Origin of the sequence: Pseudomonas putida (assembly GCF_026625125.1) — a bacterium.
Taxonomy (GTDB): domain Bacteria; phylum Pseudomonadota; class Gammaproteobacteria; order Pseudomonadales; family Pseudomonadaceae; genus Aquipseudomonas; species Aquipseudomonas putida_X.
Genome location: NZ_CP113097.1, coordinates 4,524,735 through 4,539,185, shown reverse-complemented (window position 1 = coordinate 4,539,185; position 14,451 = coordinate 4,524,735). Strand labels below are relative to the sequence as shown.

Here is a 14,451-nt window from a genome sequence, read left to right as displayed (position 1 = left end):
GCGCTTTTGGGCGCCTCTGATCAAAAAGTGCGCAATTCTAGCGAGCGCAAGGTCGCTTGACCAGCACAAATGCGACGAACGCTGCGCTATGCTTCGCCCCGTTGCGCCGGGGTATGTGTGTTCCCCTGGCGTGGGGCAGAATTCTACCGGTCTAGATGGCCGTTTGCGGGAGTGGTCGATGGTTCAGGCAAGCAGTCACGCCGAGGGCGGTCAGGGGGCGACGCGGTCGCTGAGCCTGTTGGTGGCAGCTGTTGGGGTGGTCTACGGCGATATCGGAACCAGCCCGTTGTATACCCTCAAGGAAGTTTTCACCGGCGGTTACGGGGTGCCGGTCAATCACGATGGTGTACTGGGGATCCTCTCGCTGATCCTTTGGTCGCTGCTGTGGGTGGTGTCGTTCAAGTACGTGATGTTCATCCTGCGTGCCGACAACCAGGGGGAGGGCGGCACCATGGCCCTGACCGCGCTGGCGCGGCGGGCCACGGCGGCCTACCCACGCCTGCGCACGCTGATGGTCATCTGCGGATTGATCGGCGCCTCGCTGTTCTACGGCGACAGCATGATCACCCCGGCGGTTTCGGTGCTGTCGGCAGTGGAGGGCATGGGCCTGGCATTCGAGGGTATCGACCATTGGGTGGTGCCGCTTTCGCTGGTGGTGCTGGTGGGGCTGTTCCTGGTGCAAAAGCATGGCACCGATAAGATCGGCAAGCTGTTCGGCCCGATCATGGTCACCTGGTTCGTGGTGCTGGCGGCGCTCGGGGTGCATGGCATCTCGCAAAGCCCCGAGGTGCTCAAGGCGTTCAACCCGGGCTGGGCGGTGAATTTCTTCATCGTGCACCCCGGCATGGGCGTGGCCATCCTCGGTGCGGTGGTGCTGGCCTTGACCGGTGCCGAGGCGCTCTACGCCGACATGGGCCATTTCGGGCGCAAGCCGATTGCCCGGGCCTGGTTCGCCCTGGTGCTGCCAGCATTGGTGCTCAATTATTTCGGCCAGGGCGCGATATTGCTGCAAAACCCTGATGCTGCGCGCAACCCGTTCTACCTGCTGGCGCCGGCCTGGGCGTTGCTGCCGCTGGTGGGCTTGGCGACCATGGCCACGGTAATCGCTTCGCAAGCGGTGATCTCGGGTGCTTTCTCCCTGACCCGCCAGGCTATCCAGTTGGGTTACATCCCGCGCATGCATATCCAGCACACCTCCAGCGACGAGCAGGGGCAGATCTACATCGCTGCGGTGAACTGGGCGCTGATGGCGGGTGTGGTGCTGCTGGTGATCGGTTTTGAGTCATCCGGCGCGCTGGCGGCTGCTTACGGCGTGGCGGTGACCGGAACGATGCTGATTACCACCATCCTGGTGGCGGCGGTGATGCTGTTGTTGTGGAAGTGGCCGCCGGTGCTGGCGGTACCGATTCTGATTGGTTTCCTGCTGATCGACGGGCTGTTCTTCGCCGCCAACGTGCCGAAGATTGCCCAGGGCGGCGCCTTCCCGGTACTGGCCGGGGGCGTGCTGTTCCTGCTGATGAGCACCTGGAAGCGCGGCAAGCAGATTCTGGTCGAGCGAATCGATGAGGGTGGGCTGCCGCTGCCGGTTTTCATCAGCAGCATTCGCGTACAGCCACCGCACCGTGTCGAAGGTACTGCGGTGTTCCTCACTGCGCGGCCTGACGCGGTGCCGCACGCGCTATTGCACAACATGTTGCATAACCAGGTGCTGCACAGCCAGGTGGTGCTGCTGACGGTTGTGAGTGAGGACCGGCCGCGGGTGCCCGAGCAGGAGCGATTTGAAGTGGAGGCCTATGGTGATGGCTTCTTCCGGGTGCTGTTGCACTTCGGTTTCATGGATGAGCCGGATGTGCCGGCGGCCCTGAAGCTGTGCCACCTGGACGGCTTGGATTTCAGCCCGATGCGTACGACTTATTTCCTTAGCCGCGAAACGGTGATCGCGTCGCGTCTTGAGGGGATGTCGCGCTGGCGGGGCAACCTGTTCGCGTTCCTGCTCAAGAATGCCAACGGTAACCTGCGTTTCTTCAACCTGCCGCTCAACCGGGTGATCGAGCTGGGTACACAGGTCGAGATCTGACGCCCGTGAGGGCCGCAATGCGGCCCTCGCTACGCCTCAGTGCTGTTCTGCCACGCTGGGCTTGCCCTGGCGTGTTTCAATTTCATCGATCAAGCGCTTGGCCAGCGCCGGATAGTTCTCGTCGAAGTGGTGCCCACCGGGCAGCTTCATGCGCTCGCCCACGGCAGTCTTGTCGGTGCAACCGCTTTCGTCGGCCTCTTCCACGCCATAGATGCATACCACTTTGGCCGCCGGCAGTTTCGCCATCTCCGGCCCGGTAGGTGCTTCCTGGCCTTCCTTGCCCAACCAGCCCTCGACTTCGATTTCGAAGCTGCCACTGCGGGCGAAGGCCAGCAGCATCACCGCATCGACACGTTGCTGGTCCTCGGCAGGCAGGCGATTGTAGATGGCCGGCAGCACGTCGGCACCGAACGAATAGCCGGTTAGCACGAAGCGCTTGGTACCCCATTTCTGACGATAATGCTGCATCAGTGCCGACAGGTCGGCAGCGCTTTGCTCGGGTGTCTTGTGCTGCCAGTAGTAACGCAGGGTGTCTATGCCGACCACGGGGTAACCCAATTTGGCCATTTCACCGGCCACATCGCGGTCCAGGTCGCGCCAGCCACCATCGCCTGAGAGGAATAGAGTGACGGTGTCGGTGGTTTGCCCGGCGGGCACTTCCACCACCGGGATAGCCAGCGCGTTACCATCGTGGCCCACCAAGGCCTGGGTCAGCTGCGACTTGAGTACTTGTGGCAGGTGAATGTCGTAGTCGCTGATGCTGGTCTCGGCATTGCGCTGGTCGCGCACGAACGCGGCGCTGGCATCATCCGGGTTGTCGTTCCAGGCGACGCTCCAGTGGCCATGAGGGGCGGACTTGGGCAAGGCTGCAGTGCACCCGGGCTGCTCCATGTTGAAGTCGACGGAGATGGCTCGGGCCTTGTCGTCATTCTGTGTGGCCAGCCAACGCCATGCCTGGGTCGCACCAGGGCCGATACCGGCCACCAGGGTCGGTTTTTCGGCCAGCAGGGTCATGGCCTTGTCCATTGACTGCTGCTGGTGAGTGCAGTCCCCCGACGGCAGGATGACCTGCACCAGCTGGGCCTCACCGGCCTGGCTCAAGTCAAGCAACTGCTTGTCGGTCAGCGCCTGGTCCTGAGGCACGCCGATGGCCACCCAGGCTTTGGCATGAACGCCCGGGGTGACGCGGGTGATGTGGGTGTCATTGACCGGCAGTTGCTCGAGGTGCGCCTCTGGGGCCGGACGGGCCCACAACCAGAAGGCGGTAGCCCCGGCCAGTGCGGCCAGCAGCAGGGGTATCAGTAGGTACAGCCAGTAGCGTCGGATCATCAACGTTTCACCAATCCAGTCAGGCCGCCTGCAATCAGGGCGGCAGTGTCGGCCAGTGCCACCAGCGGGTCGAGCCCGGCCGGCACAGCCATGTAGCGGGGTTCCCAGTCCGGTTGGAACTTGTCCTTGAAGCGGCGTAGCCCCTGGAAGTTGTAAAGCTGTTCACCGCGACGGAACACCATCGAGCCCAGGCGCTGCGCCAGGGGGGCCCCGCGCCGGGGCTGCAAGCCGGAAAGCGGGACCATGCCCAGGCTGAACCGGCTGTAGTCACGGCTTTTGTAGTGCAGGATCAGGCCGATCATCATGAATTCCATGGTCAGCTTGGGTGCCTCGGGGTGGGCGCGCATCAGATCCAGGCTGGCCAGTTCGTGGCCGTGAGTCTCAAGCAGGTTGGCAAACGCCACCGGCCGGCCTTGGTAGCGAATCAGGGCGATGCGAAAATGCTGCAGATACTCAGGGCTGAAACGGCCCAGCGAGAAGCCCTTTTCGCGCACGTTCTTGCCGCCGAGCCAGGCATCCGAGATTTCCTTGAGCTCGGCCAGGGGGGCCTGGCCGGGTTCATGGATCTCCAGGCTCAAGCCGTCGCGGCCGCCGCGGTTCCAGGTGTAGCGCAGGTCTTTCATCTCCTTGCCTTTGGCTTCGATGTCGAAGCGGCGCAAGTCGACCCGGGCCTCTTCGCCGAGCTTGAGTGCGGTCAGGCCGATATCCATGTAAAACGGCAGATTCTCCGCGCGCACCTGGTAGAACACCGGGCGAGCATGGTGCAGGTCGCACAGGTCGCGGAATTGCCAGATCATCTCGGCGCGTTCCTGGGCCGGGCCGATCGGGTCGTACAGCGCTACCAGGCTGCGGCCCCGGCGTGCGTACATCAGGAAGGCGTTGTCATTGGGATGGAACAGCAGGGCCTTGTCACCGGTCAGGGCCAGGCCGCCGTCAGGTTGGTCGGAAGCCAGCAGGATGCGGTTGGCGCGCTGTATCTCCTGGTCGTCTGGTAAGTGTATGACCGGCCGGGCAGTGCGCAGCAGCCAGGTCAGGGCCACGGCCAGCAACAGTATCGCGCTGCCCATGGCGGCGCGCAGGCCGCGTGGGGCATCGGCATCGAGGGTGAATTGCCACCACAGTTCATGGCTATAGGGCACGTCTTGGTAGGCAAAAAGCAGCAGCCACACCGAAGCACCGACCACGCACGCACTCGCTGCCAGGAATACCGGTGAGAACGGCAGTTCCAACAGCCGGCTTGGGCGGTAGAACGAACGGCGGAACAACGCGAGCAGCGCTGCGGTGAAGGTCAGCAGGCAGGCCTCTTCCCAGTCGAAGCCTTTGAGCAACGACAGCAGTGCACCGACCAGTAGCAGAACGGTAGTCAGCAGCCAAGCCGCAGAGAGGCGTCGGCGCAAGCCCTGGGCCAACAACAGGCACAGCACGCCAATCAGGCTGGCACCGAAGTGCGAGGCATCTATAAGGCGGTGGGGTACCAGAAAGCCCATGTGTTCCAGGCGAGTGTCGATTTCTGGTGTGGCGCCAGAGAACAACAGCACCACGCCGGAGAGAAACACCAGGATCGCCAGGACCGGAGCGGCCAGCCCGGAGGCGGCCTTGAGCGCCTGCTGCGCAAACAGCAAGCGCCTGGCTTCGTTGGCCAGCAGCAGCACGCAGGCCAGCAGCAATGGCAGTACCACATAGATCAAACGGTACAGCAGCAGTGCGGCGGCCAGTGGCGCGGCGCCCAGCTGATTGGCGAAGGCAGCGAGCAAGATCGCCTCGAATACCCCGACCCCGCCAGGCACATGGCTAAGTACACCGGCAGCCAGGGCCAGCAGATACACCAGCACGAACGCGCCGAACGGAGGGGCTTCTGGGAGCAGCAGGTAAAGGACCGTCGCGGCGGCGGCTACATCCAGCGCGGTGATGACCAATTGCAGCGCTGCCAGGCGTGCGCCGGGCAGGCGCAGCGTCCGGCGGCCCAGTTGTACCAGCAAGCTGTCTGGCAACGGCTGCTCTGTCAGGCGTCGGCGATACAGGCCGGCCACCAGTAATGCACTCAGTACCAGCACGCCGATAGCGACTGCGGCCATTACAGAGATGGGCAGGTGCAGGGCGGCAGCCGCAGCTGGCAAGTTGCTCAAGGTGGCCAGGGCTGCCAGGGGGGGCAGGGCACAGCCCAAGGAAAGGCTGGCGAACACTGTCATGCGCGCGACTTCGGCGGCCCCCAGGCCTTCTCGAGCATACAGGCGATAGCGCACCGAACCGCCCGAGAGCATCGACAGGCCAATGGCGTTACCTATGGCAAATGCGCTGAAACCGCCCAGCAGAAGCGTACGCCGGGGCAACTTCACGGCGGCGTAGCGGCTGGCCGACCATTCGTACCCCAGCAGGATCAGAAACCCGATTGTCGCCGCGAGGAGTGCGCCGACCAGTGAGCGGGTGGGCACGCTGAGCATCGCATCGTGCAGTGCATAGATATCCAGTTCGCTGAGCAAGTGTCGGCAGGCAATCAGTGCCATCGCGAACAGCACAAGGGTGACTGCCAGGGTGATGGGTTGGCGATAGCGGCTCACCCGCTCCAGCCACGGCAAACGCTGCGCAGCCGTGGGCAGGGTTGAGGCGAGTGGGGCCTGGGCTTCTGGGTTGCGGTCTGTCATGAGTTACCCCGGGCAAGCAGCGCGAGGTAGGGGGATGGTGCGGCCAAGTGAATCTCCCTGTGGAAACGTATCCAGATATTACTCCGGGCAACGTGACTTTCAGTCCTTTGGGAGGGTTAAAGATAGTTCATCCAGCAGGTGGCGCCGCAAAGCCAAGGCTGGCTACGGGGCCCGGATTTTTCAGGAGGGGAAAAACAACAAACCCCGCGCTGCTGTTACACAGGCGGGGTTTGTTCTGACGAATATGGTTGCGGGAGCCGGATTTGAACCGACGACCTTCGGGTTATGAGCCCGACGAGCTACCAGACTGCTCCATCCCGCGTCAAAGGTGCGCATTCTACAGCGTTGACTGCGGCGGTCAAGCATTACTTTTGATTGGTCAGTAACTTACGGGTGGCCTGCTTTTCGAAGGCAAAAGAAAAAGGCCACTGCGTTAACAGTGGCCTTTTCTCGAATCTGGTTGCGGGAGCCGGATTTGAACCGACGACCTTCGGGTTATGAGCCCGACGAGCTACCAGGCTGCTCCATCCCGCGCCTGTGGAAACGAATTCTACAGTGAACGTGCAGGGTGTCAAGCGTTACTTATTGATTTACTTACGTTTTCAACCAAAGACTATTGTTAGGGCAAAAGAAAAAGGCCACTGCGTTAACAGTGGCCTTTTCTTGAATCTGGTTGCGGGAGCCGGATTTGAACCGACGACCTTCGGGTTATGAGCCCGACGAGCTACCAGGCTGCTCCATCCCGCGCCTGTGAGATCGAATTCTACGGATTTAACGCCCACTGTCAAGCTTTTCGTTCAAAAAAACCTTTTTCGTTCAAACCCTTAGGCCTTCAATAAGGCAGGCAACTCAGTCGCTCTGCGGCTTTCAGGCCAATTGTCGAGCGCACCCCTGCGTTGGCTGTCTCGCTGACAGAGCATGCGGTACTATCTGTATGAATTTACAGTGCTGACGGTCATCCATGTCTTTGCGCAAGATCATTCACATCGACTGCGATTGTTTCTACGCCGCGATCGAGATGCGTGATGACCCGCGCCTGGCCGGTCGCCCCATGGCCGTGGGTGGCTCGCCGGACCACCGTGGGGTGATCGCCACCTGCAATTATGAAGCGCGTGCCTATGGGGTGCGCTCGGCCATGTCATCGCGCCATGCACTGAAGCTTTGCCCTGACTTGTTGATCGTCAAACCGCGTTTCGAGGCCTACCGCGAAGCATCACGCGAGCTTCACGGCATCTTCCGCGACTACACCGACCTGATCGAGCCATTGTCGCTGGATGAGGCCTACCTGGATGTCAGCGACAGCCAGTGGTTTGCCGGCAGCGCTACGCGCATCGCCGAAGATATTCGCAGGCGTGTTGCGCGCACCTTGCACATCACCGTCTCGGCTGGGGTGGCGCCAAACAAGTTTCTGGCCAAGATCGCCAGTGACTGGCGCAAGCCCAATGGTCTTTTCGTGATTACGCCCGATCAGGTGGAAGCTTTTGTCGCCGCATTGCCCGTTGCCAGGCTGCATGGTGTCGGCAAGGTCACTGCAGACAAGCTTGCTCGGTTGGGTATCGACACCTGCCTGGACCTGCGTGACTGGTCGCGGCTGGCGCTGGTGCGGGAATTCGGCAGTTTCGGTGAACGCCTATGGGGGCTGGCGCGGGGTGTCGATGATCGCGCCGTGCACAACGATAGCCGTAGGCAGTCAGTAAGCGTGGAGAACACCTATGACACGGATCTGCCGGACTTGGCCAGTTGTCTGGAGCGCTTGCCTGAACTGCTGGTCAGCCTGAATGAACGGATCGCTCGTATGGACAGCAGCTATCGGCCGGACAAACCTTTCGTGAAGGTCAAATTCCATGACTTCAGCCAGACAACCCTGGAGCAGGCAGGGGCGGGTAGGGACCTGGACAGCTATAGGCAGTTGCTACGGCAAGCATTCGCCCGCGGTGGCAAGCCGGTGAGGTTGCTAGGGGTAGGGGTGAGGTTGCGCGACTTGCGCGGGGCTCACGAGCAGTTGGAATTGTTCGCAGACGAATAAAAGAAGGGCTGCACTGCAGCCCCTCTGTTATTACTGTGCGCCTGGGTCAGCCACCAACCGGCCGGTGGCCTTGGTCAGTGCCTGCACAAACTCCTGTTGCAGCTCCGGATCGTTGCGGGTCAGCTCGATCAGGCTCTGCTCCATCTCGCTGGCCTCTTCTTCCAGGCCTAGCTCCGACAGGCGCTTCACCCGGTGTACCCACTGGCCGACATCGTCGTCTTCCAGGTCGTCGAAAATCAGCTCATGGGCTTCACGCAGCTTGTTGCGCAGGGTGGCGCTGACCAGCAGGCTGGCGTCGCCCCGCACAGCATTGTCTTCATCGACCACCTGCAGGTGCAGGGTGCCGACGTGGTTCAGGTGCTGCTCCGAGAAAGGGCTGTCCAGCAGGTTCAGGCGTAGCACGCCGTTTCTGTCGGTGGTCAGCGCGTGGGTCATCTTGCCGGCCTTGACCTCGACCAGGCGCTCGCTCCAGGGCAGGCTGGTGAACTCCTCGCGCTTGTCCTTTTGCACCTCACTGATCCCTGCCAGGTTCTGTTGGGCGCGACCGTTGGACTGCACGTTCATGAACGGGTTGAGCCCGGCGACGCCATAACTGAGCCAGTCGTGCGTCATGCTCTCAGGCAGGTTGCCCAATGCAAAAACGTTGACCACGTTGGCGCCTGCACCGGCCACTACCGCCACCGCGCCCAGCGGGATTTCGTAGATCTCCCGCCAGGGTTGGTAGGGCGTATAGCGGTCATAGCGGCGGGTAACTTCGAACTCGGTGACTTCGAAGCGCCTCTTTTCATTGATGCGTACACGTCGCTGCGGAAGCTCCATCACCTTGGGCTCGCCGACATCAATCTGCAGTGTGTGTTCGAGCAGCTTGCGCTCGACGCGCTCCTCGTGCTCGCTGCGCTGGGACATCTGGTTCGCGCAGCCGCTGAGGAACAGGGCGCCGCACAGTGCGGTGCCCCCCAGGGTAAAGGTACTTCGCTTGGACATGATCACTCGTGCATTGATTATCAGCGGCGAACGCGGGCCTGCAGGAAGGTCAGCACTTCATTGAGTGGCAGCGCTTGAGCATCCTGTTCGGTGCGGTGCTTGTATTCCAGGTTGCCGTCGGCCAGGCCGCGGTCGCTGACGACGATGCGGTGCGGAATACCGATCAGCTCCATATCGGCGAACTTGATGCCTGGGCTGGTCTTCTTGTCGCGGTCGTCCAGCAGCACTTCGAAGCCTGCGGCCGTCAGCTCGGCGTACAACTTGTCGGTGGCCTCGCGAACCACGTCGGTTTCGTAGCGCAGTGGTACCAGGGCGATCTGGAATGGCGCCAGGGCGTCGTTCCAGATGATGCCTTTGTCGTCATGGCTCTGCTCAATGGCGGCGGCGACCACGCGGGATACGCCGATGCCGTAGCAACCCATGGACAGCACGACCGGCTTGCCGTTTTCGCCCAGTACCTGGCACTTGAGCGCCTCGCTGTACTTGGTGCCGAGCTGGAAGATATGGCCCACTTCGATGCCGCGCTTGATCACCAGCGTACCCTGGCCATCCGGGCTCGGGTCGCCCTCGACGACGTTGCGCAGGTCGGCAACCTGTGGGACCGGAAGGTCGCGCTCCCAGTTGACGCCGAAGTAGTGCTTGTCGTCGATGTTGGCACCGATGCCGAAGTCGCTCATCAAGGCAACCGAACGGTCGATGATGATTTCCAGTGGCAGGTTGAGTGGGCCGAGGGAGCCGGCGCCGGCACCAATCGCATCGCGCAGCTCGGCTTCGGTGGCCATGACCAATGGGTCGGCAACCTGCTCGAGCTTGGTAGCCTTGATTTCGTTCAGTTCGTGGTCGCCACGTACGATCAGGGCAATCAGCTTGCCTTCTTCCGCGCCGCGCACGATCAGGGTCTTGACGGTCTTCTCGATCGGCAAGCCGTGGTTCTCGACCAGCTGGGCGATGGTCTTGGCCTCTGGCGTATCGACCAGGCGCAGCTCCTCGGTTGGCGCTGGGCGCACGGTCTCACGCGGGATGGCTTCGGCTTTCTCGATATTGGCAGCGTAGTCGGAGCTGTCGCTGAAGATCACATCGTCTTCGCCAGACGATGCCAGCACATGGAACTCATGCGAGTAGCTGCCGCCGATGGAGCCGGTGTCGGCCTGCACTGGACGGAAATCCAGGCCCAGGCGGGTGAAGATGTTGGAGTACGCCTGGTGCATGCGGTCGTAGGTTTCCTGCAGGGAAGCCTGGTCGGCATGGAAGGAATAGGCGTCCTTCATGATGAATTCGCGGCCACGCATCAAGCCGAAGCGCGGGCGGATCTCGTCACGGAACTTGGTCTGGATCTGGTACAGGTTGAGCGGCAGCTGTTTATAGCTGGACAGCTCGTTGCGGGCCAGGTCGGTGATGACTTCTTCGTGGGTCGGGCCTACGCAGAAATCGCGCTGGTGGCGATCCTTCAGGCGCAGCAGCTCGGGGCCATACTGTTCCCAGCGGCCGGATTCCTGCCACAGTTCGGCGGGCTGGATGCTGGGCATCAGCACTTCCAGGGCGCCGGCGGCGTTCATTTCCTCGCGCACCACGGCTTCGACCTTGCGCATGACCCGCAAGCCCATCGGCAGCCAGGTGTACAGGCCGGAAGCCAGCTTGCGGATCATGCCGGCACGCAGCATGAGCTGATGGCTGATGACCACTGCGTCGGCAGGGGTTTCTTTCTGGGTGGCGAGCAAATATTGACTGGTGCGCATGGTTAGCCGTGTCGATTGCCTAAGACATTGAAATGACCCCGCATTGTACGGGGGCGAAACGAAGGCGTACAGGATGCCCCAGGGCGGGGTAATTGTCAGCCAAGAAAAAGCCCGGCGAGCGTGCCGGGCTTTTTCAGGTGCGGGGCACTATAAGCGTGGCTTACAGGATGCTCAGCGGGTACTCGACGATCAGGCGCAGTTCGTCCAGCGACGGGGAGCCGTAGTAGACGCCGTCGGAGGAGCGGTAGGTGGCCTGACGGACGCGGAAGCTGAGGTCCTTGGCCGGGCCTTCCTGCAACACGTACTTGATGTCGATGTCGCGTTCCCATTCCTTACCGTTGGAAGTGCCTGCGACATTGGCGTCGGTACCGCGCACGTAACGGGTCATGAAGGTCAGGCCGGGTACGCCGAACTCAGCGAAGTTCAGGTCGTAGCGCGCTTGCCAGGACTTCTCGTCTTCTGCGTTGAAGTCGGAACGGGCCACCGAGTTACCCAGGAAGACGGTGCCGCCACCGTCGACGCCGTAACCGTAGTCACCATCACCGTGGACGCGCTGATGCACGATGGTGAAGGTATGAGCGCCGATGTTCCACGCAGCCGACAGGCTGAAAGCGGTGTTGTCGAGCTTGTCGCCGTCGTACGCTTTGTACAGGGCGCTGCCTTCGCTCTTGGTGTCATAGATGTTGAAGTCGAACACCAGGCCTTGCTTGTCCGAAATCGGCAGTGCCCAGTTGACATTGCCGTAGTACTTGCGCCAGTAGTCTTCGACCTTGGAGTAGTACAGGCTGGTGCTGAGGCTGTCGGTCAGGGCATAGGTACCACCGACGATGTTGGCTTCAGTCAGGCGCAGGCTGTCGCGGTAGGTCTGGGCCTGGGCGTTCATGCCGGTGAAGTGACCGGCGTGCAGGGTCAGGCCTTCGATCTCGTCGCTGGTGATCAAGGCGCCTTCGGCGACTTCCGGCAGCAGTCGGCTGTCGTCGGTAGCGAATACCGGCAGGGCGGTGAACTGGTTACCGTACTTCAGCACAGTGTTGGAGATGCGCATTTTCACAGCGCCACCGGCTTCGGAGTAGTCATCCTGCGAGCGGCCGTCGGAGCCTTGCGGGAACAGGCCGGTACCGGCACGGCCTTTGCCGCTGTCCAGTTTCAGGCCGAGCATGCCGATGGCATCGACACCGAAGCCTACGGTGCCTTGGGTGAAGCCCGACTCAAAGGTACCGAGGAAGCCGAGGCCGGTTTCTTCTGTGCGGCTCTGGCGATCGCCGGTAATAGGGTCCCGATCATTGTTACGAGCGTCACGGCTGAAGTACAGCATGCGAGTCTTGACGTTCAGCTGGCTGTCTTCGATGAAACCCTTGGATTCGTCCTGTGCAGAGGCAAAGGCCAGCTGCGAGGTCCCTGCCGAAACGGCCAGGGCGATCATGCTCCACTTCATCACGCGCATCGTGATTTGCTCCTTTGGTTTTTAGGAAGAGTACCGCTGCGCCCAAGTCTTTTAGTTATATGGGGCAGCTCTTTCTTGTTATGTCGGCGGAAATGTATAGCACGCAGACTGTTGTTGGCGATATGGGCATATACAACGTTTCGCGAAGTTTACGGCCATGTCGCTTTCAGGTATTTCCATGTCGCAAATCACGTCCCGGAATTCCGAGCCGTACAACGCCAGCGCTGTTCCTGTCACCGTAACGATTCTGTAACTATCGATTTCGGTTGGGGAAACTCCCTGGTGGATCCAAAGCGGCTGTTGTTATTTGTTGCGTCCATCGCTTTATGCAGATGTCGTGCCGACTTGATGTGAGAAGAATGCAACAAGCGTGCTCAAAATTAACAACGGTTCATGAAATTTTCACAAATGCCGCTCACGTGGCTGGAAAATGCCCGTAAACACGGGGCGGCTGCTGGCTGATGGCGTATCAGGCAGCAGCCCGCCCGCAAATTAAAAACCTGCCTTGCAAGTCAATGTGTTACCGCTCGCTGTTCAAGTTGAGTCATTTGTGTGTGTGAAAGCGTAGTGGTGTACTCGTTTGCGGCCTCATTTTGGTGCGAAAAGTAGCGGAGTGTTACCGCGCCTGTGCAGGCTGAAGCGATTCCTGTGCAATAAGGGTGCAGTCTGGGGGCGTGCAGCATGCTTGCGTGGGCGAAGCAGAGTATCCTTGCGCCATAGACCCGCACGCCGGGCCCCTTTTCGTTGGTGGAGGTTTTCAGTGTTTGAGATGGATTTGCGTTTGCAGCAGGACTCTTTGGTTCTTGGAGACTTCCCGCTGTGCCGTCTGCTGCTTAGCAAGGATGCCAACTACCCTTGGTTCATTCTGGTACCCAAGCGCGCCGGCGTAAGCGAACTGTTCGACCTGAGCCCGGACGATCAGGCGCAGTTGTGGAAAGAAACCACCTGCCTGGCCGAGGCACTCAAAACGGAGTTCGCGGCAGACAAGATGAACGTTGCCACACTGGGTAATGTGGTCAGCCAACTGCACATGCATGTGATTGTCCGTCGCCACGGGGATGCCGCCTGGCCGGCGCCGGTCTGGGGCAAGGTGCCCGCTGTCGAATACGGGCCGGGGCAGGTCGATGCCATTCGCCAGCGCTTGCGCGTTCTGCTCGATGACGCCTATGAGGAGGCCTGACATGTCGCCGGAATCGCGCATAGTCGAATTGGAAACCCGTCAGGCGTTTCAGGACGACACCATTCAGGAACTCAATGACGTGGTGGTCGAGCAGGGGTGGGTGATTCAGCGCCTGCAGTTGCAGATGGCCGAGTTGATCAAGCGTTACGAGGAAATGGTCGGTCAGTATGGCAGTGAGGGCGAGGAAGCGCCGCCGCCTCATTACTGATGGGTGCCAGCCCTGGGGTTGCCCCAGGGCTGCGCAGGGTCAGCGGCGGGATACCGCGACCACGTCTTCGGCCTGCAGGCCCTTGTCGCGGTGCATTACCGAGAACTCCACACGCTGGCCTTCGACCAGGATGCGATGGCCTTCGCCACGAATGGCGCGAAAGTGGACGAAGATATCGTCACCCGAATCGCGGGAAATGAATCCAAAGCCTTTAGAGGTATTGAACCACTTCACCGTGCCGGTATCGCGCGTGCCGGTCTCCTGCGGCGCGCCTTGGCTTGGTCGGCTTTTTCTGGGGCTACGGGCCAAGCCTGCAGCCAGGTGCAGAATGACCGCCAGGCCTGCGCAGACCAAGGCTGCCAGGTTGCCCATTTCGGGGCGGGCCAGCAAGGTCAGGGTTTGCAGTACCACGGCCACCACCAGCAAGGCGCAGGCCAGATGCTGCAATTGCTGGCGGGCGCCGCGGTAATACAGCGGCACGACAGGTGCCAGCTGTAGGTTGAGCAGGCCGAGCAGGGCCAGGTAGACCGCGTCCGGTTGCTGCAGGAAGGGAGTTGCGTCGTATTTCAGGCTGGGTATGAGCGATAGCAGCAAAGCTGCAGCGCCCGTCAACAGATGGACGATCTTGAACATGGGGTTGGCTCGCAATTGATAAGGCCGATCACAGGAAGAGCTGGCGGCATGGTGCGCATGAGGTGTAGAGCGCGAACACATGGTGAGCCAGCCTATGCACCCGGCAATAACAGCACGCACGGGTGGCACAGTGCCTATTTAACAGCAAACGCGGGGCCTTCTCAAACCGCAGGTGGCTGCCGGCGATGAGTT

At 61.2% G+C, this 14,451-nt stretch carries 10 protein-coding genes and 3 tRNA genes; 4 read left to right on the top strand and 9 right to left on the bottom strand.

Translation table 11 applies throughout. From position 1 onward, the window contains the following. Positions 1-178: 178 nt before the first annotated feature. The gene (locus tag OSW16_RS20880) at positions 179-2,077 is read left to right on the top strand and encodes a potassium transporter Kup (protein WP_267818165.1); all 1,899 of its coding nucleotides are present in this window, start codon (positions 179-181) and stop codon (positions 2,075-2,077) included. 36 nt (positions 2,078-2,113) lie between these two features. Here OSW16_RS20880 and OSW16_RS20875 read toward each other — a convergent pair whose 3' ends face one another. The 5 genes from OSW16_RS20875 to OSW16_RS20855 all read right to left on the bottom strand — a co-directional run bounded on the left by OSW16_RS20875 (position 2,114) and on the right by OSW16_RS20855 (position 6,795). Continuing rightward, positions 2,114-3,406, bottom strand: a complete 1,293-nt coding sequence (locus tag OSW16_RS20875; protein ID WP_267818162.1) for a virulence factor family protein — start codon at positions 3,404-3,406, stop codon at positions 2,114-2,116. Then, positions 3,406-6,048: a bifunctional lysylphosphatidylglycerol flippase/synthetase MprF gene (mprF, locus tag OSW16_RS20870; protein ID WP_267818160.1), complete on the bottom strand. Its 2,643-nt coding sequence runs from the start codon at positions 6,046-6,048 to the stop codon at positions 3,406-3,408. Before mprF ends, OSW16_RS20875 begins: the two co-directional genes overlap by 1 nt. 245 nt (positions 6,049-6,293) lie before the next feature. Further along, positions 6,294-6,370, bottom strand: a tRNA-Met gene (locus OSW16_RS20865). Between the two features lie 135 nt (positions 6,371-6,505). Next, positions 6,506-6,582, bottom strand: a tRNA-Met gene (locus OSW16_RS20860). A 136-nt stretch (positions 6,583-6,718) separates the two neighbouring features. Beyond that, positions 6,719-6,795: transfer RNA gene (locus OSW16_RS20855), tRNA-Met, on the bottom strand. Positions 6,796-7,015: 220 nt separating this feature from the next. Between OSW16_RS20855 and dinB the strand changes: the two genes are divergently transcribed. Then, complete coding sequence (gene dinB / locus OSW16_RS20850) at positions 7,016-8,074, top strand: DNA polymerase IV (protein ID WP_267824072.1); 1,059 nt, start codon at positions 7,016-7,018, stop codon at positions 8,072-8,074. A 30-nt stretch (positions 8,075-8,104) separates the two neighbouring features. Here the strand turns inward: dinB and OSW16_RS20845 are convergent, their stop codons facing one another. The 3 genes from OSW16_RS20845 to OSW16_RS20835 all read right to left on the bottom strand — a co-directional run bounded on the left by OSW16_RS20845 (position 8,105) and on the right by OSW16_RS20835 (position 12,238). Further along, the gene (locus OSW16_RS20845; protein WP_267818158.1) at positions 8,105-9,058 is read right to left on the bottom strand and encodes a hypothetical protein; all 954 of its coding nucleotides are present in this window, start codon (positions 9,056-9,058) and stop codon (positions 8,105-8,107) included. Positions 9,059-9,078: 20 nt separating this feature from the next. After that, on the bottom strand, positions 9,079-10,794 hold the full coding sequence (locus tag OSW16_RS20840) for a proline--tRNA ligase (protein ID WP_267818156.1): 1,716 nt from the start codon (positions 10,792-10,794) through the stop codon (positions 9,079-9,081). 160 nt (positions 10,795-10,954) lie between these two features. Then, positions 10,955-12,238, bottom strand: a complete 1,284-nt coding sequence (locus OSW16_RS20835; protein WP_267818153.1) for an OprD family porin — start codon at positions 12,236-12,238, stop codon at positions 10,955-10,957. 760 nt (positions 12,239-12,998) lie between these two features. Between OSW16_RS20835 and OSW16_RS20830 the strand changes: the two genes are divergently transcribed. Next, positions 12,999-13,418: an HIT family protein gene (locus OSW16_RS20830; protein WP_267818151.1), complete on the top strand. Its 420-nt coding sequence runs from the start codon at positions 12,999-13,001 to the stop codon at positions 13,416-13,418. A 1-nt stretch (position 13,419) separates the two neighbouring features. After that, positions 13,420-13,626, top strand: a complete 207-nt coding sequence (locus OSW16_RS20825) for a SlyX family protein (RefSeq protein WP_267818149.1) — start codon at positions 13,420-13,422, stop codon at positions 13,624-13,626. 39 nt (positions 13,627-13,665) lie between these two features. Here the strand turns inward: OSW16_RS20825 and OSW16_RS26955 are convergent, their stop codons facing one another. Next, the gene (locus OSW16_RS26955; protein WP_324288788.1) at positions 13,666-14,259 is read right to left on the bottom strand and encodes a cold shock domain-containing protein; all 594 of its coding nucleotides are present in this window, start codon (positions 14,257-14,259) and stop codon (positions 13,666-13,668) included. Positions 14,260-14,451: the final 192 nt, after the last annotated feature.

What these genes read in the sequence shown, in the direction of transcription:
- OSW16_RS26955 (WP_324288788.1), bottom strand. Translation starts at nt 14,259, where the DNA reads ATGTTCAAGATCGTCCATCTGTTGACGGGCGCTGCAGCTTTGCTGCTA.
- OSW16_RS20825 (WP_267818149.1), top strand. Translation starts at nt 13,420, where the DNA reads ATGTCGCCGGAATCGCGCATAGTCGAATTGGAAACCCGTCAGGCGTTT.
- mprF (WP_267818160.1), bottom strand. Translation starts at nt 6,048, where the DNA reads ATGACAGACCGCAACCCAGAAGCCCAGGCCCCACTCGCCTCAACCCTG.
- OSW16_RS20880 (WP_267818165.1), top strand. Translation starts at nt 179, where the DNA reads ATGGTTCAGGCAAGCAGTCACGCCGAGGGCGGTCAGGGGGCGACGCGG.
- OSW16_RS20835 (WP_267818153.1), bottom strand. Translation starts at nt 12,238, where the DNA reads ATGCGCGTGATGAAGTGGAGCATGATCGCCCTGGCCGTTTCGGCAGGG.
- OSW16_RS20845 (WP_267818158.1), bottom strand. Translation starts at nt 9,058, where the DNA reads ATGTCCAAGCGAAGTACCTTTACCCTGGGGGGCACCGCACTGTGCGGC.
- OSW16_RS20840 (WP_267818156.1), bottom strand. Translation starts at nt 10,794, where the DNA reads ATGCGCACCAGTCAATATTTGCTCGCCACCCAGAAAGAAACCCCTGCC.
- OSW16_RS20875 (WP_267818162.1), bottom strand. Translation starts at nt 3,406, where the DNA reads ATGATCCGACGCTACTGGCTGTACCTACTGATACCCCTGCTGCTGGCC.